This window comes from Microbacterium sp. CIAB417, assembly GCF_022788845.1.
The window spans coordinates 171,154-195,843 of the sequence record NZ_JAHZUT010000001.1; the positions used below are offsets into that span (position 1 = coordinate 171,154).

22 protein-coding genes and 1 tRNA gene are annotated in these 24,690 nt (G+C 71.0%); 13 read left to right on the plus strand and 10 right to left on the minus strand.

The window, feature by feature from the left end; translation table 11 throughout:
* Positions 1 to 134 precede the first annotated feature (134 nt).
* Together KYX17_RS00890 and KYX17_RS00895 are read left to right on the plus strand one after the other, a co-directional pair.
* Positions 135 to 3,845 (plus strand): AAA family ATPase, encoded by a 3,711-nt coding sequence (locus KYX17_RS00890; RefSeq protein ID WP_374208912.1) that lies wholly within the window; start codon positions 135 to 137, stop codon positions 3,843 to 3,845.
* On the plus strand, positions 3,838 to 4,023 hold the full coding sequence (locus tag KYX17_RS00895; protein WP_243224667.1) for a hypothetical protein: 186 nt from the start codon (positions 3,838 to 3,840) through the stop codon (positions 4,021 to 4,023). The genes KYX17_RS00890 and KYX17_RS00895 overlap by 8 nt, the downstream gene beginning before the upstream one ends.
* A 98-nt stretch (positions 4,024 to 4,121) precedes the next feature.
* Here the strand turns inward: KYX17_RS00895 and mscL are convergent, their stop codons facing one another.
* From mscL to KYX17_RS00910, 3 genes are read right to left on the minus strand one after another with little or no spacing between them, the layout of a single operon-like run.
* Complete coding sequence (mscL, locus tag KYX17_RS00900; RefSeq protein WP_243224668.1) at positions 4,122 to 4,529, minus strand: large conductance mechanosensitive channel protein MscL; 408 nt, start codon at positions 4,527 to 4,529, stop codon at positions 4,122 to 4,124.
* Between the two features lie 24 nt (positions 4,530 to 4,553).
* Positions 4,554 to 4,826, minus strand: a complete 273-nt coding sequence (locus tag KYX17_RS00905; RefSeq protein ID WP_243224669.1) for an FmdB family zinc ribbon protein — start codon at positions 4,824 to 4,826, stop codon at positions 4,554 to 4,556.
* Positions 4,827 to 4,843: 17 nt separating this feature from the next.
* Positions 4,844 to 5,440, minus strand: coding sequence for a 5-formyltetrahydrofolate cyclo-ligase (locus KYX17_RS00910; RefSeq protein ID WP_243224670.1), 597 nt, complete (start codon positions 5,438 to 5,440; stop codon positions 4,844 to 4,846).
* Positions 5,441 to 5,480: 40 nt separating this feature from the next.
* On the opposite strand from KYX17_RS00910, the gene galU reads away from it, so the two are divergent.
* The 4 genes from galU to KYX17_RS00930 all read left to right on the plus strand — a co-directional run bounded on the left by galU (position 5,481) and on the right by KYX17_RS00930 (position 8,078).
* Positions 5,481 to 6,368: a UTP--glucose-1-phosphate uridylyltransferase GalU gene (gene galU / locus KYX17_RS00915; protein ID WP_243224671.1), complete on the plus strand. Its 888-nt coding sequence runs from the start codon at positions 5,481 to 5,483 to the stop codon at positions 6,366 to 6,368.
* 20 nt (positions 6,369 to 6,388) lie between these two features.
* Entirely contained in the window at positions 6,389 to 7,018 is a 630-nt protein-coding gene (locus KYX17_RS00920) for a GNAT family N-acetyltransferase (protein WP_243224672.1), read from the plus strand.
* Between the two features lie 63 nt (positions 7,019 to 7,081).
* Entirely contained in the window at positions 7,082 to 7,960 is an 879-nt protein-coding gene (locus KYX17_RS00925) for a hypothetical protein (protein WP_243224673.1), read from the plus strand.
* A 42-nt stretch (positions 7,961 to 8,002) separates the two neighbouring features.
* A tRNA-Ala gene (locus KYX17_RS00930) sits at positions 8,003 to 8,078 on the plus strand.
* A gap of 157 nt (positions 8,079 to 8,235) precedes the next feature.
* Here KYX17_RS00930 and KYX17_RS00935 read toward each other — a convergent pair.
* Entirely contained in the window at positions 8,236 to 8,835 is a 600-nt protein-coding gene (locus tag KYX17_RS00935) for a short chain dehydrogenase (protein ID WP_243224674.1), read from the minus strand.
* Positions 8,836 to 8,916: 81 nt separating this feature from the next.
* On the opposite strand from KYX17_RS00935, the gene cydC reads away from it, so the two are divergent.
* Entirely contained in the window at positions 8,917 to 12,267 is a 3,351-nt protein-coding gene (gene cydC / locus KYX17_RS00940; RefSeq protein WP_243224675.1) for a thiol reductant ABC exporter subunit CydC, read from the plus strand.
* A 204-nt stretch (positions 12,268 to 12,471) separates the two neighbouring features.
* Here cydC and KYX17_RS00945 read toward each other — a convergent pair whose 3' ends face one another.
* Together KYX17_RS00945 and KYX17_RS00950 are read right to left on the minus strand one after the other, a co-directional pair.
* Complete coding sequence (locus tag KYX17_RS00945) at positions 12,472 to 13,290, minus strand: M56 family metallopeptidase (protein ID WP_243224676.1); 819 nt, start codon at positions 13,288 to 13,290, stop codon at positions 12,472 to 12,474.
* 7 nt (positions 13,291 to 13,297) lie between these two features.
* Positions 13,298 to 13,654, minus strand: coding sequence for a BlaI/MecI/CopY family transcriptional regulator (locus tag KYX17_RS00950; protein ID WP_243224677.1), 357 nt, complete (start codon positions 13,652 to 13,654; stop codon positions 13,298 to 13,300).
* A 150-nt stretch (positions 13,655 to 13,804) separates the two neighbouring features.
* On the opposite strand from KYX17_RS00950, the gene KYX17_RS00955 reads away from it, so the two are divergent.
* Positions 13,805 to 15,400 (plus strand): cytochrome ubiquinol oxidase subunit I, encoded by a 1,596-nt coding sequence (locus tag KYX17_RS00955; RefSeq protein ID WP_243224678.1) that lies wholly within the window; start codon positions 13,805 to 13,807, stop codon positions 15,398 to 15,400.
* A 21-nt stretch (positions 15,401 to 15,421) separates the two neighbouring features.
* Entirely contained in the window at positions 15,422 to 16,468 is a 1,047-nt protein-coding gene (gene cydB, locus KYX17_RS00960; RefSeq protein WP_243224679.1) for a cytochrome d ubiquinol oxidase subunit II, read from the plus strand.
* Between the two features lie 9 nt (positions 16,469 to 16,477).
* Here cydB and KYX17_RS00965 read toward each other — a convergent pair whose 3' ends face one another.
* Genes KYX17_RS00965 through KYX17_RS00975 form a run of 3 tightly spaced genes read right to left on the minus strand, consistent with a single transcriptional unit; the run spans position 16,478 to position 19,174 of the window.
* Positions 16,478 to 17,314: a hypothetical protein gene (locus KYX17_RS00965; RefSeq protein ID WP_243224680.1), complete on the minus strand. Its 837-nt coding sequence runs from the start codon at positions 17,312 to 17,314 to the stop codon at positions 16,478 to 16,480.
* Positions 17,315 to 17,371: 57 nt separating this feature from the next.
* Positions 17,372 to 18,295, minus strand: coding sequence for an AEC family transporter (locus tag KYX17_RS00970; RefSeq protein ID WP_243224681.1), 924 nt, complete (start codon positions 18,293 to 18,295; stop codon positions 17,372 to 17,374).
* 21 nt (positions 18,296 to 18,316) lie between these two features.
* Positions 18,317 to 19,174 carry a hypothetical protein gene (locus tag KYX17_RS00975; RefSeq protein WP_243224682.1) on the minus strand — a complete coding sequence of 286 codons (858 nt, stop codon included), beginning with the start codon at positions 19,172 to 19,174 and terminating at the stop codon, positions 18,317 to 18,319.
* Positions 19,175 to 19,336: 162 nt separating this feature from the next.
* Here KYX17_RS00975 and KYX17_RS31950 point away from each other — a divergent pair, with 162 nt between their 5' ends.
* Positions 19,337 to 19,471, plus strand: coding sequence for a hypothetical protein (locus KYX17_RS31950; protein ID WP_283818065.1), 135 nt, complete (start codon positions 19,337 to 19,339; stop codon positions 19,469 to 19,471).
* A gap of 14 nt (positions 19,472 to 19,485) precedes the next feature.
* On the opposite strand, the gene KYX17_RS00980 is transcribed toward KYX17_RS31950, so the two are convergent.
* On the minus strand, positions 19,486 to 20,250 hold the full coding sequence (locus tag KYX17_RS00980) for an IclR family transcriptional regulator (RefSeq protein ID WP_243224683.1): 765 nt from the start codon (positions 20,248 to 20,250) through the stop codon (positions 19,486 to 19,488).
* Between the two features lie 71 nt (positions 20,251 to 20,321).
* Here KYX17_RS00980 and hutH point away from each other — a divergent pair, with 71 nt between their 5' ends.
* The 3 genes from hutH to hutI are packed head-to-tail and all read left to right on the plus strand — an operon-like array spanning position 20,322 to position 24,641.
* Positions 20,322 to 21,863, plus strand: coding sequence for a histidine ammonia-lyase (gene hutH / locus KYX17_RS00985; protein WP_243224684.1), 1,542 nt, complete (start codon positions 20,322 to 20,324; stop codon positions 21,861 to 21,863).
* Positions 21,853 to 23,496, plus strand: coding sequence for a urocanate hydratase (hutU, locus tag KYX17_RS00990; RefSeq protein WP_243224685.1), 1,644 nt, complete (start codon positions 21,853 to 21,855; stop codon positions 23,494 to 23,496). Before hutH ends, hutU begins: the two co-directional genes overlap by 11 nt.
* Positions 23,493 to 24,641 carry an imidazolonepropionase gene (gene hutI / locus KYX17_RS00995; RefSeq protein WP_243224686.1) on the plus strand — a complete coding sequence of 383 codons (1,149 nt, stop codon included), beginning with the start codon at positions 23,493 to 23,495 and terminating at the stop codon, positions 24,639 to 24,641. Before hutU ends, hutI begins: the two co-directional genes overlap by 4 nt.
* The last annotated feature ends 49 nt before the right edge of the window (positions 24,642 to 24,690 follow it).

Consider the following 24,690-nt stretch of genomic DNA (forward strand, 5'->3'; position numbering starts at 1 on the left):
AGAACCCGCCGCGGGGCGGATCTGTGCAGGGCGAGTGCTCCGCGGCATCCGGAACCGCCCGTGAGGGCACCAATCCGGCACAAACCCGCCTGGCATGCAGGACCTCCTGCCACCTGACGCCTAGTCTGTGATATGTGTGGCGACGACAGGACAAGTCTGCGGATGACGCGGAGACGACGGCCGCAGTGACGCTCGGCGCACTGGGCGAGTCGTCGACCGGCGTCGCCCTGCCGCACGCCGCGGATGCCGAGCGGGCGCGCCTCAAGGCGGAGGCGGCGGATCTCGGCGGTCCGTCCCCGCTGATCCGTTATCACGACAGCGTCGAGGGCGGCATCGACATCTCCAAGGCGCACCCGGGGAGTCTGCCCCAGTTCATCACCGGTCGGTCCACTCTGCTGTCGAACCTCTTCCGGGACGAGGTCGGGCTGCGCACCGCGCGCCTGGCGGCCGAGCGCATCACCGCGAAGCACACCGAACTGCGCACGGTCCGCGGCATCGACGCCGTCCACCTCGTCGTCGGCCTCGCCGGGTGGCGGATCGGCGGGGTGGCGTTCTCTGCGCCGGTGCTGCTGCGCCCGCTGGCCATTCGCCGGCACCACTCCGACTTCGAGCTCAAGCTCCAGGGGGCCTTCTCGGTCAACCCGGAACTCGTGCGCATCGCCAGGGAGCACTTCGGGATCACGATCGACGCGGATGCGCTGGCAGCGCTCGCGTACGACGGCGGCATCTTCAAGCCCCAGCCCGTGATCGACAGCCTGCGGGCGCTCACGAGGTCGATCGACACGTTCTCGGTGCAGCCCCGGCTCGTCGTCTCGGTGTTCGCGGATGTGGCCTCGGCGATGGCGGCCGACAGCCGGAACCTCGATCACCCCGTGCTCAACGCCCTCGCCGGTCACGTCGACGACCGGGAGCGCCTCACCGTCGAACGACCGGCGCCCGCCGTGACGAGCCCGGACGATCGCGCGCCGGCATCGGACACGCTGCTCCTGGATGCCGACTCCGAGCAGGAGGCGGTGCTCGCCCGGATCGCCGCCGGCCATTCGCTCGCGATCGCGACGCTGCCGGGGACGGGTGGCACCCAGACCGTCATCAACGCCCTCGGCGAGCTGATCCGGGCGGGCAAACGCGTGCTCGTCGTGTCGGCGCGGCGATCGACGCTCGACGGCGTGCGTCATCGCCTGAGCGGGATCGGGCTGGACAGCCTCGCGATCAGCCCGGCCTCGGTCCGGCGTGACCTCGTCCACGCCATCGGGCGCAATGAGAAGGCCACGGCTCCGCGGGCCGGAGAGGTCGACGACGCGCTGGTGCGCCTGCGCACCGTGCTGCGCGACTATCGGCAGGCTCTCACCGCGCCGATCGCCGGCACCGGGGCCTCCGTGCTCGATGCGACCAGGCAGCTGACGCGGCTCGCGTCCCTGGAGCGGCCGCCGTCCACGACGGCTCGTCTCGACCTCGAGGCGCTCACGCGTCTCGCGGGGGATCGCAGCGCCGCAGCGGCCAAGCTCGTGCAGGCGGCCCGGCTCGGCGAGTTCCGCTTCGGTCCGGACGATTCGCCCTGGTACGGGGTCACGTTCGCCAGCACCGAAGCCGCGCGCGCTGCGCACGAACTGGCCGGCCGACTGCACTCCACGAGCGTTCCGGCACTGCTCGAACGCGGCTACGAGCTCATCGCCCAGACCCGGATGCGGCCGTTCGCGACGATCGACGAACTCGGCGAGTACCTGCGACTGCTGCAGGGCATGCGCGATTCGCTCGACCGGTTCAGTCCCACGGTCTTCGAGCGGCCGCTGGGCGAGCTGATCCAGGCGCACGGCTCGCGACGCGACGCCCCGGGGATGTCTAGTGCGAACCGGCGCCGGCTGAAGAAGCTCGCGAAGGAGTACGTGCGCCCGGGCGTGCACATCCTCGACATGCACGAGGCGCTGCTGAGGATTCAGCAGCAGCGCACCGAGTGGCAGCGTTTCGTCGATGCCGGTGTGGCTCCGGAGATCCCGCTGGGGCTCGGAGACGTGCACGCGGCGTGGCAGCGCGTCGAGGCCGAGCTCGGTGAACTGGATGCCGCGCTCGGGCGGCGCGAACCACTGGCGACGCTGCCGCTGGCTCGCCTGGTGCGCACGCTCGCCGGACTCGCCGCCACCTCGGACGTCTTCGAGAACCTCGTCGAGCGGGCGACCATCCGCGACGAGCTCGCGCGGCTGGGGCTGGAGCCGCTGCTGGCCGAGCTGTCGGTCCGCCACGTCTCCGAGGACCGCGTGGCCGACGAGCTGGAGTTCACCTGGTGGCAGTCGCTGCTCGAGCGCGCTCTGCAGGACGACCGCGCGCTCCTGGGCGCGAACACGGCCGTGGTGGACCGGCTCGAGAAGGACTTCCGCCTCGTGGACGAGGCGCACGCCGCAATGGCGGGACCGCTGCTGGCGTGGCAGCTCGCCAACCAGTGGAAGATCGCGATCGTCGACGAGCCGACCGAGTCGCAGCATCTGCGTCGCGCGCTCACCCAGGGGACGCCGACCGCCGCCGAGATCGTGAGCGCCGCGCCGACGCTCCTGTCGGTCCTCGCCCCGGCATGGATCTCCTCGCCCTACCAGGTGCCCGAGATCCCGGACAGCGTGGAGTTCGACACAGTCCTGCTGGTCGATGCCGCGGCCATCAATCTCGCGGAGGCGGCACCCGCGATCCGGCGCGCACGGCAGGTCGTCGCGTTCGGCGATCCGGTGACCCAGCGTCCCACGCCCTTCCGCGTGGCGGTGGCAGGCGACGAGGACTGGGAGCCGGAGGTGCCGTTCGATTCGGTCTCGGTCTTCGAGCGCCTCGCCGAGCTGCTTCCGGTGGCCACACTGACCCGCAGCTATCGCGCCGGGGGAGAGGATCTCGCCGAGCTCATCAACGACGCGTTCTACGGGGGCGAGATCCAGTCCCTGCCGTGGGCGGGCTCCTATCTGGGGCGAGGCAGCCTGACGGTCGATTACGTCGAGGGCGGGGTGGGCACACCCGATCCGGTCTCGGGTGCTGTCGAGAGTCCGGAGTCCGAGGTGTCCCGCGTGGTGACGCTGGTCGTCGAGCACGCCGTGCACCGGCCCACCGAGTCCCTCATGGTCGTGACCGCGAGCAGACGTCACGCCGAGCGGGTCCGCGCCGCCGTCACCAACGCGTTCGCGGGCCGCAGCGACGTGACCGCCTTCGTCTCGCGCGACACCGCCGAGCCGTTCGCGGTGCTCACGCTCGAGGAATCCGTCGCCGAGAGCCGTGATCGGGTGATCTTCTCGCTCGGCTTCGGGCTCACCAAGCACGGCCGCGTCCTCAGTGACTTCGGCGATCTGTCGAGCGCCGACGGCGAGCGGCTGCTGACGGTGGGCATGACCCGTGCGCGCCGTTCGATGGTGCTGGTCTCGTCGATCCGGCCCTCGTCCTTCGACGACGGCCGGCTCGAGCACGGGGCGGCGACGCTCATGTCGATCCTCGGCGGTCTCGCGACTCGCGGTCGCGAGGCGCGCCTCGAGGACCTCGCGGACCCGTTGACCCTCGCTCTGGCGCGGGAGCTGCGTCGTGCCGGGGCGTCCGTCGACGTCGACTACCGGGGGCTGCTGCCGCTGGTCGCGCAGCACGGCGGCCGGGCCGTGGTCATCGAATCCGATCCGGAATCGCGGGGCGAATCGCTTCGCGAGACCCTGCGCCTGCGGCCGAACGTGCTGCGCCGGCTGGGCTGGCACTACGTGCGCGTGCACGCGTTCGACCTCTACAGCGACCCCGCGACCGTCGCCAACCGCATCGCTGACGTGCTCGGCATCTCCGCCGACACGCAGCGGGTGGACCTCGACACGCAGCCCATCGAGCGGGGCGATGACTGAGGATCCGCGCCAGCGGGTCGAGCGGGTCGCGGGAGCGCGTCGCGCTCGCCTGACCCCGGCACCCGGCACCGACCCGTCACCGGACGTCGAGACGTCGGATGCCGCGGCATCCGTCCCCGTGAAGGACCAGGGCCCCAACGACGCGCGTCTGCGCCAGGACGTCCCCCCGCACTACTGACCCGCGCACGCGACTCCGCCCGCCTCGGGAAACGCCGAGAGGGCAGAAACGCGCAGTGCGCCGGCGCGCGACGGCCCGTTTCTGCCCTCTCGCGGCGACTACGCGGCGTTGTTCCTGCGCAGCAGGTCGCGGATCTCGATGAGGAGTTCCTGTTCGCTGGGCAGCGTCTCCTCCTCGACCGCGGGGTTCTTCGCGGCCTGGTGCTCCTTGTACTTGTTCATCGGCAGGACGAACACGAAGTAGACCACGATGGCGACGGCGAAGAAGCTGATGATCGCGGAGATCAGGTCGCCGAGTGGGAACGTCACCTCGTTGCCGTAGATGTTCGTCAGCTTCGGACCGAAGTTCCCCGCGGCATCCGCCTCGAAGAACAGCGAGACGAGCGGATTGATGATGCTGGTCACCACGGCGTTGACGATCGCCGTGAACGCACCGCCGATGACGACCGCCACCGCGAGATCGATGACGTTGCCCTTGGTGATGAACTCCTTGAATCCCTGGATCACGGGAACCCCCAAACGAATCGGACCTCAGCTCGAGGCCGGAGCCGCAGCGGGCGCCGGTGCGGCGCTCGTCGACGAATCCGCCTTCGATGATGCCGAGGATTCGCTCTTTCCACCACTTCCGCCGCGCGAGTCCGTGCGATAGAAGCCGGACCCGTTGAAGGTCACGCCGATCGAGCCGTACTGCTTGCGCAGCGGGCCGCCGCATTCGGGGCACGTGGTGAGCGCGGCATCCGAGAAGCTCTGGACGGCGTCGAACTGGTGACCGCACTGCGTGCAGGCATAGGCGTAGGTGGGCATGGCGGTGTTTCCTGGAATCAGTGCCGCGCGGGCGACAGGGTGAGGGTCCGGGTGGGGGTCACGATGCCGGTGACGGCCTGGTCGTGCACCTCCCTCGGAAGGGATTCGAGTACCTCGGAATCATAGATCACCGCGTACACCGGCGGGCACTTCTCCATCGAGCCGATGGTCTTGTCGAAGTACCCGCGGCCCCAGCCCAGTCGCATGCCCGTCCGGTCCACCGCGGCCGCGGGGATGATCATGAGGTCGACATCGTTCACCGCGATCGGCCCGAGCACCTCGCCGGTGGGCTCCGGGAGACCGTGCAGCCCCTCGGCGACGTCGTCGGTGTCGTTCGCGACGGCCCAGTCCAGGAGCCCGTCCGCACGCGTGACCGGCAGCAGGACTCGGATGCCGCGGCGCACGGCCCTCGTCACGAACTCGCGCGTCCCGGGTTCGGTGGTCGTCGACAGGAAGCAGGAGACGGAACGCGCGCCGAGGGAGTCGATCAGCTCGTCCAGACGTTCGCCGATCGCGACCGCGGCGGCTTCCCGCTGCGCGTCGGAGAGGAGCTGACGCCGCTCCCTGAGCTCGGCCCGCAGCGCCCGCTTGGCCTGCTCGACGTCGTTGGACATGCTCCCGAGTCTAGACGGGGCGTCCCGGTAAGCTGGCCGAATGGCGAATCACACGATCAAGGCCGTCATTCCCGCGGCGGGGCTCGGAACGCGCTTCCTCCCCGCCACGAAGGCGATGCCGAAGGAGATGCTGCCCGTCGTCGACAAGCCGGCGATCCAGTACGTCGTCGAAGAGGCCGCAGCGGCCGGCATCGACGACATCCTGGTGATCATCGGGCGCAACAAGAACGCCATCTCGAACCACTTCGACTCGGTCCCCGAGCTCGAGGTCAAGCTCATGGAGAAGGGCGACACGGGGCGTCTGGCGCGCGTCGTGCAGTCCAGCGACCTCGCCGACATCCACTTCGTCCGCCAGGGCGAGCCGAAGGGCCTCGGGCACGCCGTGCTGCGCGCCAAGACCCATGTCGGCGACAGCTCCTTCGCAGTGCTGCTGGGCGACGACCTGATCGACGAGCGCGACGAGCTGCTGACGACGATGCTGGAGGTGCACGAGCACACCGGCGCCGCCGTCATCGCGCTCATGGAGGTCGATCCGTCCAGCATCCACATGTACGGCGCCGCCGCCGTCGAGCCGACGGACCGCGACGACGTCGTGCGGGTCACCGGACTCGTCGAGAAGCCGGCGCAGGAGGACGCGCCGTCCAACCTCGCGATCATCGGACGCTACGTGCTGCCGGCGAGCGTCTTCGAGGTCCTCGAGCGCACCGAGCCCGGCAAGGGCGGCGAGATCCAGCTGACCGACGCGCTGCAGGAGCTGGCGACCCGGCCCGAGGGGCCCGGAGTGGTCGGAGTGATCTTCCGCGGCCGTCGCTACGACACGGGGGATCGTGTCGACTACATCAAGGCGATCGTGCAGCTGGCGGCCGATCGCGACGACCTGGGCGCCGACCTGCGCCCGTGGCTGAAGGAGTTCGCCGAGCGCCTCTAGGCCGCGAAGCGAGGCGTGCGATGGAACTGCTGGCGGGGCACCGGCACGGCAAGGTCGAGCTGCGGCTCATCCGCACCCGTGACGCGCGCACCCTGCAGCAGGAGCTCTTGAGCAACCGTGCCTGGCTGCAGCGCTGGGAGGCGACGATCCCGAACGGCGTCGCGTCGTTCGACATGCGCGTGGGCATCCGGCGTCTGCTGCAGCAGTACCGGGACGGCGGCGGGTATCCGTTCGTCATGGAGTACGACGGCGAGATCGCCGGTCAGCTCAACATCTGGGGCGTCGCGCGCGGGTCGCTGTGCTCGGCGACGATCGGGTACTGGGTGAGCGAGCGGTTCGCGGGGCGCGGGATCACGCCCACCGCGGTGGCGTTGGCGACCGATGCCAGCTTCACCGAGTACGGGCTGCATCGCATGGAGATCTGCATCCGCCCGGAGAACGCCGCGAGCCTGCGCGTCGTCCAGAAGCTCGGATTCCGGTACGAAGGCCTGCGGCGGAGGTACATCCACATCGACGGCGACTGGCGGGACCACTACGCGTTCGCTCTGACCCGCGAGGACGTGCCGCAGGGTGTTCTGGCGCGCTGGCTGCACGGACAGGCGCCGCAGGATGCCGCGGCCATTCCTCCTTCGGACCGGCTGTCGATCTGATTCGCCGGCGACACGCGTCCGGACTCCGGGGGCGGGGGGTGCGGTTCCCTTACCGTTGACGTTATGGATGGGCCGGTGCTGAGCGGGGGAGTGATCGTCCTCGTCGCCGTGCTCCTGTGGATGCTCTACCTGTTGCCCAGCTGGCGCGGACGGTACCAGTACAACGCGGCGGAGCGGAACGCCGTCCGTCTGAACCAGGCGCTGCGCGTGCTCGCCGAGACGAGCGAGACCCCGGAGGAGATCCGCCTCGAGCTGAACGCCCGGACGGCGCTGGCGCAGCAGAAGCTCGCCAAGCGCGTGCAGTCCGAGAAGGAGGCCGCCGAACTCGTGCGGCTGCGCGAGGAGCTGGCCGCGGCGCAGGCGGATCCGGCGCTGCAGCAGGCGAGGGCTCGCCGTCGGGTGCGTGTCGCCGCGCTGGTGGTCACGCTGGCCGGACTCGCTCTCGCGGGCGTCGGCATCTGGCAGCTCGTCCAGACCGGTGCGCAGGCGCTCATCTGGATCGGCGGTGCCATCGCTGTCGCGTCGACGCTCGTGCTGCAGCGCATGGCGCGAGTCGCCGCTCGAGCCGCCCGACGGCCTGCGGCCGTGGCTGAGGTGCCGGTTGCGCGGGTGTCTCCTCCGCTGCACGATCAGGGCACGGCATCGTGGACGCCGCGCCCGCTTCCCGAACCGCTCACCTCGGTGGCGGGCTCGCGGGCTCAGGTGGCGCGAGCGCAGATCGATGCCGCGCAGGATCTCCGTCGCGCGGAGCGGCTCGCCGAACTGCGGGAGCGCGCAGCGCGCATGGCACCTGAGGAACCGGTGCGCCTCGCTCCGCGTGAGGTTCCCGCCGCTGCCGAGGCGCCCGCCGCGGATTCGCCGTATGCGCGCATGGGCTTCGTCGACGACGCCGAGATCGAGGACCACGTCCGCCGGATGCTGTCCCGTCGTGCCGCCGGCTGATCATCGCACCTCCGGGAACGTGATAATCTAACGGAGGTTCAAGGGCCTATGGCGCAGTTGGTAGCGCGCCTCGTTCGCATCGAGGAGGTCAGGGGTTCGAATCCCCTTAGGTCCACCAACGACTTACGGCTCCGGGCGAATGCCCGGGGCCGTAAGTCGTTAATCAGGCTGAGTGATTCGGGGAGGAGGCGTTGCGCAGCGACGCCGACGGAGTCCCCTGAGGTCCACCGACGAGTCACCGGGCTGAGCAGACAGAAGGCGCCCGCACGTCCCGTTCAGACGGAGATCACCTCCCCCGTCATATCGCCCTCGACGGCATCCACGTATGCGTCGGCGACCACGGAAGCCGGCACCGGCGAGAACCCGGGGAAGCTGGCGTGGTATCCGGGGGCCTCGACCAGCACGTTCGGGCTGATCGCGTTGATGCGCAGGCCGCGCGGGAGGTAGGGCGCGACGGCGAGGATGTACGCGTTCACAGCACCGTTGGCGGTGGACGCCGCAGCGCCGGTCGGCACGGGCCGGGTGCTCAGGATTCCCGAGGTGACGGTGATGGACCCGCCGTCGCGCAGGCGGGGTACGGCTGCCGCCGCGACCGCGATCTGGCCGAGCGTCTTGTCCTCGAGTCCTGAACGGATGTCGTCGAGCGAAAGGTCCTCCAGCGGCTTGAACGGCGTCGAGCCGAAAGCGGTCACGACGGCATCCAGCGCGCCGACACGGGAGAACAGGGAATCGAGCGAATCCCGGTCACGGACATCGACGCGTTCGTCGCTGCTGCGCGATGCGCGGATCACGGTGTGCCCGCGGGTCTCGAGGGCGCTCGCGACGGTCGCGCCGATGAGTCCGGATGCCCCGATGACGAGGATGTTCTGACGCATGTTCTGCTCCTTCAGGGTGGACGACCAGCCTCTCATCCGAAGCAGTCCGACCACGTTTTCTACGGCATGTAGAATTCAAGGGTGAGCCGAACCGAGAACCCGAACGACCCCTGGGTGATCGAGGCGGAGCGCGCGGCGCGCGCTCCCGGGTTCCGCCGCCCCGACCTGTCGGCGGTGCCACGGCGCTCTCTCTACGCGCTCGGCGTGCTCGCGGCATCCCGAGCTCTGGGGCTGGTCCTCATCGCGGAAGCCCTCGCCCGGGGCATCTCCGGGCTTGCAGCGGGAGGCATCGACGGCGGCGGGCTGCGTCTGGTGCTCGTCCTCGGCATCCTGGGAGCCCTGCTGCGATCCGGGGCGGAGTGGGCGGCCTCCGTGCTCGCGCGACGCGTCGCCACCTCGGTGAAGCAGGATCTCCGCGGCCGCCTGTGGCGCCGGCTCGCTGCGGGCGACGCGAGCGGGGGAGGAACTGCGATCCTCGCCGCCGACGGGCTCGACGACCTGGACGACTACTTCGTTCAGACCATCCCCGCCGTCATCTCCGCCGCGGTGGTGCCCCTGATCGTCGGTGTCCGCATCCTCGGTGCCGACTGGGTCAGCGCCCTCGTGATCGTCCTCACCGTCCCGCTGGTGCCGCTGTTCATGATTCTCATCGGCAAGCACACCCAACAGCGCACGGACGCCGCCCTCGCGGCACTGACGCGACTGGCCGATCACCTGACCGAGCTCGCCCGTGGACTGCCGGTGCTCGTCGGCCTCGGGCGCGTCGACGAGCAGACGCGCGCGCTCGACAGCATCCAGAGCCGCTATCGCGCGCGGACCGAGGAGACTCTGCGATGGGCTTTCCTCTCCGCGTTGGCGCTCGAGCTCGTGGCGACCATCTCGGTGGCGATCGTCGCGGTCTTCCTGGGCCTGCGGCTGCTGAACGGGACGATGACCCTCGAACCGGCCCTTCTGGCGCTCGTCCTCGCACCGGAGTGCTTCACCGCACTGCGGGAGGTCGGCACGGCCTTCCACGCGTCGCAGGATGGCCTCTCGGCGCTCGATCGCACGCGAGCTCTGCTGTCGCGCAGCGGCGGCAGGGATGTGCGCGAGCCCGGCGACGCCGGAATCCGGCTCGAGGCGCTCTCAGTGCGGTACGCAGGACGCGAGGACGCCGCGCTGGATGCCGTCACCGGGGAACTGCGCGGCATCACCGCGGTCACCGGCCCGAGCGGCGCCGGCAAGTCGACGCTGCTCTCCGCGCTCGCGGGAGTCCTCCCCGCGGATGCCGTCGTCTCGGGGCGGATCGTCGGAGTGAGTGCGGATGCCGTGGCGTGGGCGCCGCAGGCGCCCCGCGGCTTCGCCGACACGCCGCGCGCCGAGCTCGCCCTGTACGGCGCCGGAGCCGACGCGCTCCGCGAAGTGGGGCTCGCTGCGCTGGCGGATGCCGCCGTCGCGGAGCTCAGTCCGGGCGAGCTCCGCCGGCTGGCGGTGGCCCGGGCCCTCGCGCGCATCGACGCCGGCGCGCGGCTGCTCGTGCTGGACGAGCCGACGGCGCACCTGGATGCCGGGTCTGCAGCGCTGGTCCGGGCGGCGATCTCACGTCGGGCCGACCGCTGCATCGTCGTGCTCGCGAGTCACGAGCCCGACACCCTCGCGATGGCGACGGGCACGATCCCGGTCGGCGCGACCGGTGCGGAATCCGGGCGGGCGGGGTCGGAAGCGGACGCGTCCGCGGCGCAGCGGCCTGGTCCGGCGGAGGTCGGGACTGCCGCGGTGGCCGCGCCCACGAGCGTGGCCGCGGCACCGAACAGACCGGTCGCCGGCCCGAGCGGGCGCCTGACGCTGCGCGCGCTGGTGCGTCCGCACCGGTGGATCTGGACGGCTTCCGTCCTGCTCGCGGCCCTCGCCGCGGGCCTCGGCATCGCGCTCACCGCCGTCTCCGGGTGGCTGATCGTCCGCGCGAGCGTCGAGGAGTACATCATGTATCTCCTCGTCGCGATCGTGGGCGTGCGCGCGTTCGGCATCGGGCGCGCGGTCGGACGCTATGCGGAGCGCCTGGTGACGCACCGCGCGGCGTTCCAGGTCGTCGACGCGCTGCGCCTTCGGCTGTGGCGGGCGATCGCTGCTCGCGGAGCGGGATCGCGCCGCCTGCTGGAGGGCGGAGCGCCGCTGGACTACCTCGTCACGCTGGCGGACGATCTGCGCGATCAGCTGCCGCGCGTGCTCCCGCCGATCGGTGCCGGCGTGCTGGTCATCGTCGGGGCCATCGTCACGACGGGCCTCGTCGCCCCGCATCTCGTGCTCCTCGTCGCCACGGTGCTCCTGCTCGCGGTGGCTGCGGCATCCGTTCTCGCGATCGCCTCCGAACGCGGGGCGGGAGCCGCCAGGGTGAGCGCGCGCTCGGACATCGTCCGCGGGACATCCGCTTTGGCCGCCGCGGCCGACGACCTGCGGGGCAACGGCGCGACGCCCGCGGCGCTGGACGTCCTGGACGCTGCCGGCGACCGGCTCGCCGCCGCGGAACGGCGGGCCGCGTGGTCGTCCGGGCTGGGGTCGGCGGTCGTCACGGCGGCGGTGGCCCTGCTCGCGATCCTCGTCGCGCCGCTGTCGCCGCAGCTGCCGGCCGAGAACGCGTCCGCGGTCGCCCTGCTCGTGCTCGCGCTGCTCGAGCCGCTGGTGGGGCTGGTGGCGGCCGTGCACCGGCTGCCGGCGCTGCGCGCCCTGCGGGAGCGCCTCGGTCCGATCCTGCGCCCAGCGCCGTCGCCGGAATGGGGACGGATGGCGCCGGATGCCGCGGTGGAGGAAGTCGCGCTGGACGACGTCACGATCCGCTATCCGGGAGCCGCACGCCCGGCCGTCGAGGGTGTCGCAGGCGTTGCGCGCGCCGGCCGCTGGCTCGTGCTCGACGGGCCGTCCGGATCGGGGAAGTCGACCGTGCTCTCAGCCGTGATGGGGGCGCTGCCGCTCGAGCGGGGCGCCGTCCTCGCCGACGACGTGCCCCTCACGCGGATGACCGAGCGCGGCTGGCGGGACCGGGTGGCCTGGTGTCCGCAGGACGCGTACGTGTTCGACTCCACGCTGCGCGGGAACCTCCTGCTGGCCAGGCCGCGCGACGACGCGCCGGATGACACCGCCCTGCGCGCCGCCCTCGCGCGCGCCGGACTCGCACCGCTGCTGGACGGGCTGTCCGCCGGCCTGGACACCCGGGTCGGCGCCGGCGGATCGGCGCTGTCGGGCGGAGAACGTCAGAGGCTGGCCGTCGCGCGCGCCCTGCTGACGCAGGCCGACGTGATCCTGCTCGACGAGCCCACAGCCCATCTGGACGAGCCGACGGCGGCCGCGATGATGGCCGACGTGCGCTCGGCGACGGCGGACCGTGTCGTGCTGCTCGTGTCGCACCGGACGGCCGACCGGACGCCGGGAGACGACGTGGTGTCTCTCGCGCGGTGACGTCTGCGCAGGTTCAGCGAGCGAGCGGATCGAGTCGAAACGCACCAGGCGAACGCCGCTCGATCGTCAGCGTGTTTCCGGTCGGCTCCGCCGTCCTCGCTCAACGAGCGAGAGGAGGGGCGACCGCCGCTCTTCGCTCACACGTGCGAGAGGAGGTACCGGCTGCTCTTCGCTCAACATGTGAGGGAGGAGCGGAGAACCGACTCAGGCCGGGAAGAGACGGCGGAAGCGGTCGCTGACCCTCGTCGATCCCGAGACGACGCGCTCGGCGCCCGGCACTCCGCTGGCTCCCACGGCGAGGATGGCCCTGGCGAGCACTTCGTCGCGGACCTCCCGCCGAGCATGATCGTCGGCGAGCATCTCGACGAGCGCGGCGACTTCGGCCTCGGCACGGGCGGCGATGGGGAACCAGGGCAGCGCGGAGCGCCACGCACGGAACGCGAGCAGCAGCAGATCGTGGCGCTGCTCGACGTGCGCCCGCTCGTGCGCGATCACGGCGACGAGCTCATCGGGATCCAGGCGGTCCAGCAGCCCCTGTGACAGCACGGTCACCGAGCGCGCGCCGTTCGGCAGGCAGTACGCCACCGGCACCGCATCGTCGATGACCCGCGTGCGCGCCCTGGTCGGATGCGGGGACGTGAGCATGTCCAGCAGGGCGAGATGGCGGTGGCGCTGGAGCGTGACCTGCACGATCGTGACGGCCAGGTGCGCCAGCAGATAGACCGTGAACGCCGTGGCCGGCAGCAGCGCCCACCATGGATGCTGCGGGGCGACCGCATAGCCGGCGAGCGCGAGTGCGCCGATCATCGACAGCCCTCCCGCCAGGCCGATCGCCTGCCAGAGCAGCAGGGCGATCACCGGCATCCGCATCGGCCACGTGGCCCGCGACAGGGCGACGGGGACCGGCCAGGCCAGCGCCAGCGCGACGACGCCGAGAACGACGGCGCCCGCGACGACCGCGCCGTGCGGGATGACGACAGCCCCGACGAGGGCCTGGTCACTCGCGGCGGAGAACGCGGTCATGTGCGTCTCAGTGCGTCCCGGACAGCAGTTGACGGAGCACCGCGGCATCCTCGGCGGAGACGCCGCCCACGAAGCGCTCGAGGACGGCGGTGCGATCCCCCGCGTCGCCGAGGACCGAGTGCATGAGCTCGGCGACGTGGTCGGCGCGCGACGCGACGGCGGTGTAGCGGTGCGGACGCGCGGAGCGGTCGGAGGAGACGAAGCCCTTCTTCTCCAGGCGCGAGAGCACGGTGAGCAGCGTCGTCACGGCCAGCGCGCGGCCGGCGGAGGAGAGCTGCTCCTGCACGTCGTACGCGGTGACGGGTGCATCGGCATCCCAGATCGCATCCATGACGGCGCGTTCGAGTTCTCCGAGCGTTCCCATGATCGCCTCCCTGGCCGTCCGTCGATTCTCACGGCCGATCTCATTCTACCCCCGGTCGAATTTGTTCTATGCTCTGTCGAAGAAGTTCTACGTAATGTAGAATTCAAGCGCGGGTCCTTCCCGCGATCGGCTCTGCGAAGGAGATCAGCAGTGGACGTGCTCGACATCGCCCGGTGGCAGTTCGGCATCACGACCGTGTACCACTTCCTGATGGTGCCGCTGACCCTCGGGCTCGGCATGTCCGTGGCGATCATGCAGTCGGCGTGGGTGCGCACCGGGGATGAGAAGTTCCTGCGCATGACGAAGTTCTGGGGCAAGGTCTACCTGATCAACTTCATCGTCGGCGTCGCCACCGGCCTCGTGCAGGAGTTCCAGTTCGGGATGGCATGGAGCGAGTACTCCCGCTTCGTCGGCGACGTCTTCGGGGCGCCGCTCGCCATGGAGGGACTGCTCGCGTTCTTCGTCGAGTCGACCTTCCTCGGCATCTGGATCTTCGGCTGGGGGCGCCTGCGCAAGGGGATCCACCTGGCGGCCCTGTGGTGCGCCGTGATCGGGTCCTGGATCTCGGCGTACTTCATCATCGTCGCGAACTCGTGGATGCAGCACCCGGTCGGCGTCGAGCTCGGAGCCGACGGACGTCCGGTGATGACCGATGTCTGGGCGGTGCTGACGAACAACACCGCGCTGGCGGCGTACACGCACACGATCTTCGGTGCGCTCGTGGTCGCAGGCATGTTCCTGCTCGGCATCTCGTGGTACCACCTCTGGCGCCGTCGTCACGACGGCATCGACACGGTCGACGCTCAGGGACGGGTCGTCGTGGGCGAAGCGGATGCCGTGCCCGGCCGCGACAGGAAGGACCACGGCGTCTGGATCTGGTCGCTGCGCTTCGGCGCGATCGTCGCGATCCTCGGCTTCGCCGGCACGGTCGCCACGGGGGACATCCAGGGCAAGCTCATGTACGAGCAGCAGCCCATGAAGATGGCGGCGGCGGAGGCGGCCTGCCACACCGGATCGGCCTTCTCGGTGCTCTCCCTCGGCGACCCCGGATCGCGCGACTGCTCCGACGTCGTCACCCTGATCGAGATCCCCGGCGTGCTCGGATTCCTCGGCACGGGGGAGTGGGGCGCCGAGATGCCCGGCATCAGCGATCTCGAGCCGCAGTACGTGAACCAGTACGGCGAGACGATCCCGAACGACGAGCTGTACGGCGACCGCGCCGGCAGCGAGGTCGAGTACGTGCCGGTGATGTGGGTGACGTACTGGGGCTTCCGGCTCATGATCGGGCTGGGCGGCATCGTCGCGACGGGCGCCGTCATCGCCCTGTGGCTCACCCGCAAGGGGACGGTCCTGCGATCGCCGTGGATCATGCGCCTGGCGCTGCTGGGCATCGTCGCTCCGTTCGCGGCCAACATCGCCGGCTGGATCTTCACCGAGATGGGACGGCAGCCCTTCGTCGTCGCCCCGAACCCGGACGCGACCGGCATCGACGGGGTGTTCATGTTCACGGCGGCCGCCGTCTCACCCGGGGTCACTGCTGGCGAGATGCTCTTCTCCGTCATCACCCTCACGGCGGTCTATGGCGTGATGCTGGTGATCGAGCTCTTCCTCATGACCAAATACATCCGCGGCGGGGTCGCAGCGTCCATGCCGGAGCTCTCCGGGCACCGGGATGCCGACGACGACGGCCCCGGAGACGGCACCGACGGCGACCGGCGCGACGACGTCCTCGCCTTCGCCTACTGATCGGGAACGAGAGGAATCACCATGGAACCGCTTCCCATCGTCTGGTTCATCGCGATCGCCGTGCTGTGGATCGGATACCTGCTGCTCGAGGGGTTCGACCTCGGCGTCGGCATGCACATGATCTTCTCGACGCGTTCCGAGCGCGATCGCCGCGTCATGCTGAACACGATCGGTCCGGTCTGGGACGGCAACGAGGTGTGGCTCATCACGGCGGGCGCCGCGATCTTCGCCGCCTTCCCGGCCTGGTACGCCTCGCTGTTCTCCACGTTGTACGTCCCGCTGACGATCACGCTCGTCGGGCTCATCGTCCGTGCGGTCGGCATCGAGTACCGCGGAAAGATCCACACCGAGCGCTGGCGCACGTTCTGGACGTGGATGATCGGGCTCGGCTCCCTCATCGTGGCGTTCTGCATCGGCGCGGCGCTCGCCCTGACTTCGCTCGGCCTGCCGATCGACGCCAACGGCGACCGGGTGGGCGGCCCCTTCGTCTGGTTGACCGTCCCGGCCGTGCTCGGCGGGCTGGCCGTCGTCGGGTTCTCCCTTGCCCACTCCGCGACCTTCCTCGGTCTCAAGGCGGACGGCCCGGTGCGCGAGCGCGCCGGACGCTTCGCCGCGCGCTGGGCTCCGCTGTGCCTTCTGCCGGCGGCAGGATGGGCGATCTGGGTGCAGCTCGCCCACGGCGGCACCCCTCTCGCGTGGACGTTCATCGCGCTGGCCGTGGCCGGGGCCGTGGTGGGCTGGATCGCGGCGCGCCGACGCCGCGAGGGCACGGCCTTCATCGGCTACGCCGGGTTCGGGCTCTTCGGCGCCGCGGCGGTGTTCGCCGGGATGTTCCCGCTCGTGCTGCCCTCGACCGTGGATCCGGCCTTCGACCTGACGATCGCCAACGCCTCGAACAGCCCCTACACGCTCGGCGTCATGACCGTCATCGCAGCCGTGTCGCTTCCGGTGATCCTGCTGTACCAGGCCTGGAGCTACTGGATCTTCCGCAAGCGGGTGACACCGGGCATGATCCCGGACGCGCACATCGTGCTTCCGGCGATCCTGCGGGCGGACCCGGCCCGCTGACGATCAGGCTCACCCGCCTCCGCCGTCGGCCGTGTGCCGGTACTTCTCGGAATCCGGATCGAGGTGAACCGGCACCTCGCGGTCCGGCTCGATGTGGACCTGGACGCCATCGGTGAACACGACGACGCCGAACCCGGGCAGCGGCACGCGTGAGGGAGTGGCCGACATCGCCACCGCGATGTCGCGTTCGGCGTCGCCGTCTCGGTACACGATGCGGGTGTCGCGGAACTGCGTGAATCCGCCGATGTCACCCGTCATGCGGCCGATCGACACGACGGTTCCGAACAGACGCCGTCCGCGTTCCCGCAGCCGCGCGATGGCCCGCCCTCGCCGTCGCGCCCGGGCGACGGCGAACGGCAGCCAGGTGGCCGATCCGGCGAAGCCGAGCAGGGCGGCTGCGATGAAGAACAGCGAGATCACGCCATCCGTCGTCTCGACCGGCGAGGCCGTCGCGATCGCCGCGTCGATCGCCATTCCGGCGCCGAAGCCCGCGCACGCTGCACACGCCGCCATGACGAAGGCGATGTCGAGCTGCCGGAAGATGCGCCGGGCGACGGCGAAGAGACCAGCCGTGGACCACATCATGAGCACCGCGGCACCGGCGAGGAGAACCAGCCACCACCACGTCCGGGACATCTCCTGGAGCGCCTCCGAGCGCACCGGGCCGGTCGTGCGCGGCGCGGAGAGGATCATCAGGATCAGCCAGGCGCCGGCGGTGCCGACCATTCGCAACAGCAGACCGAGGTCGAGACGGCCGATGTTCTCGCCGGGAGGAAGGACCGTGATTCGTCCCCCGTGGTCCGACACGGAGAACACCGGACCGCTGACCCACCACGGCTCCTTCATGCGCACCTCCCGGAATCAGGCTAGGCGCGCGGGGCGCTCCCGATCACAGGTCGCGCCTCACCCCAGCAGCAGAGTCGCGACCAGCAGCACCGGCACGCAGCCGATCGTCGTGATGAACACGGTGTCGCGCGAGATCGCCTCGCCGATGTCGTAGCGCTGCGAGTAGTTGAAGACGTTCTGAGCGGTGGGGAGAGCGGCCAGCACGACGACGATGAGCACCTCGTGCGCGCTGAGACCGAACAGGAACTGCGCGACGAGCCACGCGATCACCGGCATCACCAGCAGCTTCAGCGAGGAGGCGAGCAGCACGTCGCGGCGTTGGCCGGAGGTGCCGAGCACGCGCTGGCCGAACAGCGAGATGCCGTAGCTGACCAGCAGGACCGGCACGCATGCGTTCGCGAGCAGCACGGCCGGCTCCATGACGATGGGCGGCAGGTCGATCCCGAGGACCGACACGAGCGTGCCGAGCGCCGAGCCGAGGATGATCGGGTTGGTCGCCGTGCGAGCCATCGTGCGCCACACCGAGCTCTTCCTCGCGGCGGTGACCGCGTCGAGGATCGTCAGCGAGATGGGCGTGAACACCAGCAGCTGCATGAGGATCACGGGCGCGGGATACGCGGCGCTGCCGAGCAGGTAGAGCGACAGCGGAATGCCGATGTTGTTGGAGTTCACCTGGCCGGCGGACAGGGCGCCGATGACGGTCTCGCCGACATCCCGCTTCCAGAACACTCGGGCGACGAGCGCGTAGGCGGCGATCACGACGGCCGCGGCGATCGCCGAGACCGGAAGCAGCGAGGAGAACAGGACCTTCGCGTCGGCCTGCGCGAGCACGGTGAACAGCAGGAACGGGGACAGGACGAAGAAGGTGAGCCGCCCGAGCACGTGGCGCGCGTGCGGGCCCAGCAGGTCGATGCGGCCGATGACGTACCCGACGGCGATCGCGAGTCCCACCACGGCGAATCCGGTGAGAGTATCGAGCACGCTCTCGAGCGTAGCGCCCGGTCAGCTGCCGCCCTCGCCGCTGGGCGCCGTGTAACGCGAGATGTCGGTCGCGAAGTCCAGAGGGCGATCGGGATCCGGCTCGACGTGCGTCCGGCCGTGCGGGCTGACGAGCACGAGCACGGGTGATCCGGGGAGGGGCACCCGGTGGGCTGTCGTGCTCATCGCCGCCGTGATCGTGCGCCGGCGCTCGCCGTCGACGAAGCGCACCTCGATGCGGAACTGCGGCCGCGCGAGGATCCACAGAGACGGGTCCGGGACGATCGCGACCTCCCCCGGGAGGTGGCGCCCGTGTGCGCGCAGCTGCAGGATCTCGCGCGTCACGCGGCGGACCGAGGACACGCTCAGGAGGAACAGCAGTAGCGCACCGACCGCGACGACCGCGCTCGCGGCGGCTCCCCACCCCACGAACGGCGCGAGGTCCGCGATGAACGGCTCGCGGTTCCCGGACAGCAGCCACGACCAGACGAGCAGCGCGATCGCCGTGCCGCCGGCCACGATCCAGGTCGCGCCGCGCATCGCGAGCGAGGCCTGTCCGAACGCCTCCTCGAGGAGCGCGTAGCAGGCGGGGACGACGGTGATGAGCATCCACGCCGCCCCCAGGACGAGCGGGATCCACCAGAGCAGGTGCCAGGCGCTCCAGCCGAGGGCGGCCGCGAGCGGCGGGAAGCTCGCGGGCAGGACCAGCGCGATCAGGATGCCGCAGAAGACGGGGGCGATCGCGAGCATCAGAACCTGGACGGCGTCGAGGCGGGGAAGGTCGGCGTCCGGTCCGACGGACACGATGCGACTCCCCGCCCGTGTCGTCGAGAAGATCGGACCGTCCTCCCACCACACCTCTTCGCGCGTCTCATCCGTCATGGCTGCAGGCTACGCGCCGGTGTCCGCTCCCGATCACGGGTCGGATTCCGGCGGGTGCATCCGACGGAGGAATTTCCCGGTCAGCAGGAAATTTGACTTCCTGCAGGAACCGGATATGGTCGATCATTCACCCGCCAGCCGACGAAGGGGAAGCGAGTTCACATGTCAGGCAAGTCACCGCGCGCACGCGACGGCAGGAAGACCCCGCAGCTCACTCTGAAGGAGAGGAGAGCGGCCAAGCGCGAGAAGAGGGAGCCGGCCGCGTTCATCAAGCCGCGCAAGGGCGCGTCCGGCTGATCCGAACGCCGGCCTCATCGCCGAAGGCGTCGTTCCAGCGTGGATGCCGTCTCGGCGACAGCAGTCGCGGCCGCCTGCTCCTCGGGTCCCGCATCCGTCGACCAGGTGGCCGCGACCGCTGCGATCGGCCAGCCCGCCGCATCGTGGACGGCGGCGCCGACCGATCGCAGTCCGGGTGTCACCTCGCCGTCCTCGATCGCGAGGCCCCGGACGCGCACCTCGCGCAGCAGATCCCGCAGTTCCGCGGGCCCTGACGGTCCGTCGCCGGTGCGGGTCGGGAACGCGGAGCGGTCCGGGAACAGCGCGCGCACCTGCTCACGGGGGAGGGCGGCGAGCATGGCACGGCCGGTGGCGGTCAGATGAGCGGGCAGCCGTACCCCGACATCCGTCACCAGGGCCGGTCGCCGGGGTGCGCGCTCCTCGACGATGTAGACGACGTCCGCGCCGCTCATCACGGCCAGATGGGTGCTCTCGCCGAGCCGGTCCGCCAGCGCGGCGACGAGCGGCCGCCCGAGTCGCGCGAGCGGCTGCTGCCTGGCGAACCCGCCGGCCAGCTCGCTGGCCGCGGTGCCCAGAGCCCAGCGGCGTTCCTCGCGCAGATGCAGCACGAAGCCGTGCTCGGCGAGGGTCGCGAGCAGGTGGTACACGGTGGATCGGGGCAGCTCCAGGTCGCGGGCGATCGCGGACGCCGCGACCGGCGCCGGCCGTCCGGCCAGGTGACGCAGGATCCGCAGCGTCTGATCGGCTGCGGGCACCCGGGGCGACGGTCTGCCGCTCATGTCTGGGATCACAGACACATGATCGCACGGAAGGCTGTCGCGGGCCGTCGCCGGGGTGTGGAATCGGGAGCATGAGCGCGCATCCCCCTGTCCACGTCGGAGCCGAGCCCCTGTCCGTCGCCGACGTCGTCGCCGTCGCCCGTCACGACGCGCCGGTCGCGATCGACACCGCAGCCCTCGACCGGGTCGCCGAGACGCGCGCGATCGTGGACGCTCTCGCCGCCGACCCCGATCCGCACTACGGCGTCTCCACGGGATTCGGCGCCCTCGCCACGACGTTCATCGCTGCGGATCGTCGCAGGCAGCTCCAGGCCAGCCTCATCCGCTCCCACGCCGCGGGCACCGGCGCCGAGGTGGAGCGCGAGGTCGTGCGCGGACTGCAGCTGCTGCGCCTGCAGACCCTCGCCTCGGGGCGAACGGGCGTGCGACCCGTCGTCGCCGAGACCTATGCGGACCTGCTGAACGCGGGAATCGTCCCGGTCGTCCGCGAGTACGGGTCGCTGGGATGCTCCGGCGACCTCGCTCCGCTCGCGCACATCGCGCTCGCCGCGATGGGCGAGGGGGAGGTGCGCACCGGGAACGGACTCGTCCCGGCATCCGAAGCCCTCGCGGCCGCCGGGATCGAGCCGCTCGTCCTGGAGGAGAAGGAGGGGCTCGCGCTCATCAACGGCACGGACGGGATGCTGGGGATGCTGGCGCTCGCTCTCGCCGACCTGGAGACCCTGCTCACGACCGCGGACGTCGCCGCCGCGCTGTCCGTGGAGAGCCAGCTCGGCACGGACGCCGTGTTCGCCGCCGACCTCATGGCGCTGCGGCCGCAGTCCGGGCAGGCGGTGTCGGCAGCCCATCTGCGCGCGTTCCTCGCGGACTCGCCGATCGTCGCGAGCCACAAGGGCCCGGAGGACGGGCGCGTGCAGGACGCCTACTCGCTGCGCTGCTCGCCGCAGGTGCACGGCTCTGCGCGCGACACCGCCGAGCACGCCGCGACGATCGCGTCGCGCGAGCTCGCGAGCGTCATCGACAACCCGATCATCACCCCGGACGGCCGCATCGAGTCGAACGGCAACTTCCACGGCGCTCCGGTGGCGGCCGTGCTCGACTTCCTCGCGATCTCGGTGGCCGACGTCGCGAGCGTCTCGGAGCGCCGCACCGATCGCGCGCTGGATCCCGCACGCAGCCATGGTCTGCCGCCGTTCCTCGCCGACGAGGTGGGGGTCGACTCCGGGCTCATGATCGCGCAGTACGCCGCGGCCGGGATCGTCTCGGAGCTCAAGCGCCTCGCGGTCCCGGCATCCGTCGACTCCATCCCGTCCTCGGCGATGCAGGAGGACCACGTCTCGATGGGCTGGTCGGCGGCGCGCAAACTGCGTCGCGCGATCGACGGCCTGACGCGGGTCCTGGCGATCGAGATCCTCACCGGCACGCGGGCGCTCGATCTGCGCGCACCGCTGCAGCCGGGCCCCGCGACCGGCGCCGTCCGCGACCTCGTCCGCACCGTCGCCGGCGGTCCGGGTCCCGACCGCTTCCTGTCGCCCGACATCGAGGCCGTCACCGAACTCGTCCGATCGGGCGCCGTCGTCCGGGCAGCGAAGGAGCACGCGCATGTCTCGTGAGATCAGGGCCCCGCGCGGGCCGGAGCGCACCGCGAAGAGCTGGGGCGCCGAGGCCGCCAAGCGGATGCTGATGAACAACCTCGACCCCGAGGTCGCCGAGCATCCCGAGGACCTCGTCGTCTACGGCGGCACCGGCCGCGCAGCGCGCAACTGGGAGGCGTACGACGCGATCGTGCGCACGCTCGACGAGCTCGAGCCCGACGAGACGCTCCTGGTGCAGTCCGGAAAGCCCGTCGGCGTGTTCCGCACGCACGAGTGGGCGCCGCGCGTGCTCATCGCGAACTCGAACCTCGTCGGCGACTGGGCGACGTGGCCGGAGTTCCGCCGTCTCGAGGAGCTCGGGCTGATCATGTACGGGCAGATGACCGCGGGAAGCTGGATCTACATCGGCACGCAGGGCATCCTGCAGGGGACCTACGAGACCTTCGCCGCCGTCGCGCGGTCGCTCGGGCGCGATTCGCTGCGAGGCACGCTGACCCTGACCGCAGGCGCGGGCGGCATGGGCGGGGCGCAGCCGCTCGCCGTGACGATGAACGAGGGCACCGTGCTCATCGTCGACGTCGACGAGTCGCGCCTTTCCCGTCGCGTCGCGCACGGATACCTCGACGAGTACACGACCGACCTGGATGCCGCGGTGGAGCGCGTCCTGGCCGCCAAGGACGCCGGCGAGGCGCTGTCGGTCGGTGTGCTCGGCAACGCCGCCGAGGTGTTCCCCGAGCTGCTGCGTCGCGGCGTGCCGATCGACATCGTGACCGACCAGACCAGCGCGCACGATCCGCTGGCGTACCTGCCTCTCGGCGTCGCGTTCGAGGACTGGAAGGGCGAGGCATCCCGGGACCCGGAGGACTTCACCCGGCGCGCCCGCGAGTCCATGGCCGCGCACGTCGCCGCGATGGTCGCGTTCCAGGATGCCGGAGCCGCCGTGTTCGACTACGGCAACTCGATCCGTGCAGAGGCAGAGCTCGGCGGGTTCGAGCGGGCGTTCGCGTTCCCCGGCTTCGTGCCGGCGTACATCCGGCCGCAGTTCGAGGAGGGTCGGGGGCCCTTCCGCTGGGCTGCGCTTTCCGGCGACCCGGAGGACATCCGGCGCACCGACCGGGCGATCGCCGAGCTGTTCCCCGAGGACACCGCGCTGCACCGCTGGCTCGAGAAGGCCGGGGAGAAGGTGCACTTCGAGGGTCTTCCCGCGCGCATCTGCTGGCTGGGGTACCAGGAACGCCACCTCGCCGGACTGCGGTTCAACGAGATGGTGGCCTCAGGCGAGCTGTCGGCGCCGATCGTGATCGGCCGCGACCACCTCGACTCTGGGTCGGTCGCCTCGCCCTACCGGGAGACCGAGGCGATGAAGGACGGTTCGGACGCGATCGCCGACTGGCCGCTGCTGAACGCGCTGCTGAACACGGCGTCCGGGGCGAGCTGGGTCTCGCTGCATCACGGCGGCGGGGTCGGGATCGGGCGGTCCATCCACGCCGGCCAGGTGACCGTCGCCGACGGTTCGGACCTGGCCGCGGAGAAGCTCGCCCGCGTCCTCACGAACGATCCCGGCACGGGTGTCATGCGCCACGTCGACGCCGGATACGAGCACGCGCGCGACGTCGCCCGCGAGCGCGGCCTGAAGGTGCCGATGCTGTGAACACGCTCATCACGAACATCGCGGAGCTCACGACCAACGTCGGAGAGGGCCTGCTGCGCGACGCCGCCGTCCTGGTCGAGGACGGCCTGATCTCCTGGGTCGGCGACGCCGCGGCGGCACCGCGTGCGGAGGAGGTGGCGGATGCCGCGGGGCGAGCCGTCATCCCGGGATTCGTGGACAGCCACAGCCACCTCGTCTTCGGGGGCGACCGCGCCGCGGAGTTCGAGGCGCGCATGGCGGGTGAGAAGTACGCCGCCGGCGGGATCCGCTCCACCGTCGCGGCGACCCGCGCGGCCTCGGACGAGGAGCTGCGCACGCGGCTGCGCGGATTCATCGATGAGATGCTCGCGCAGGGGACGACGACCGTCGAGATCAAGAGCGGGTACGGACTCACGGTCGCTGACGAGGAGCGGCTCGTGCGCCTCGCCGCCGAGGTCACCGCCGAGGTCACCTTCCTCGGCGCCCACGTCGTGCCCGCCGAGTACGCCGACCGTCCGGAGGCCTACGTCGACCTCGTGACGGGGCCGATGCTGGATGCCGCGGCCCCCCACTCCCGCTGGATCGACGTGTTCTGCGAGACCGGGGCGTTCACCGTCGAGCAGTCCCGGCGCATCCTGGAGGCGGGCATCGCCCGCGGACTCGCACCGCGCGTGCACGCGAGCCAGTTGGGCCCCGGCGAAGGAGTCCGACTGGCCGTCGAACTCGGCGCCGCCTCGGTCGACCACGGCACCTACCTCACCGAGGACGACGTGGCGGCTCTCGCGGCATCCGACACCGTCCTGACCCTGCTTCCCGGTGTCGAGTTCTCGACCCGGCAGCCGTATCCGGATGCGCGCCGGCTCCTCGACGCCGGAGTGTCGGTGGCGCTGGCCTGCGACACGAACCCCGGCTCCAGCTTCACCAGCTCCATGCCGTTCTGCATCGCGATCGCTGTGCGCGACATGGGGATGACCCCGGGCGAGGCGGTCCGGGCCGCGACCGCCGGGGGCGCGAAGGCGCTGCGTCGTGGCGACATCGGCGTCATCGCTCCCGGCATGCGCGCGGACCTCGTGCTGCTGGACGCTCCCAGCCGCGTGCACCTGGCCTATCGTCCGGGCGTGCCGCTGGTGGCCGGCGTCTGGAAGGACGGCATCCGGGTGCGCTGAGCTCACGAAAGAGAGCCCGACTCGGCGGTCGGGCTCTCTCGAGGGTTCG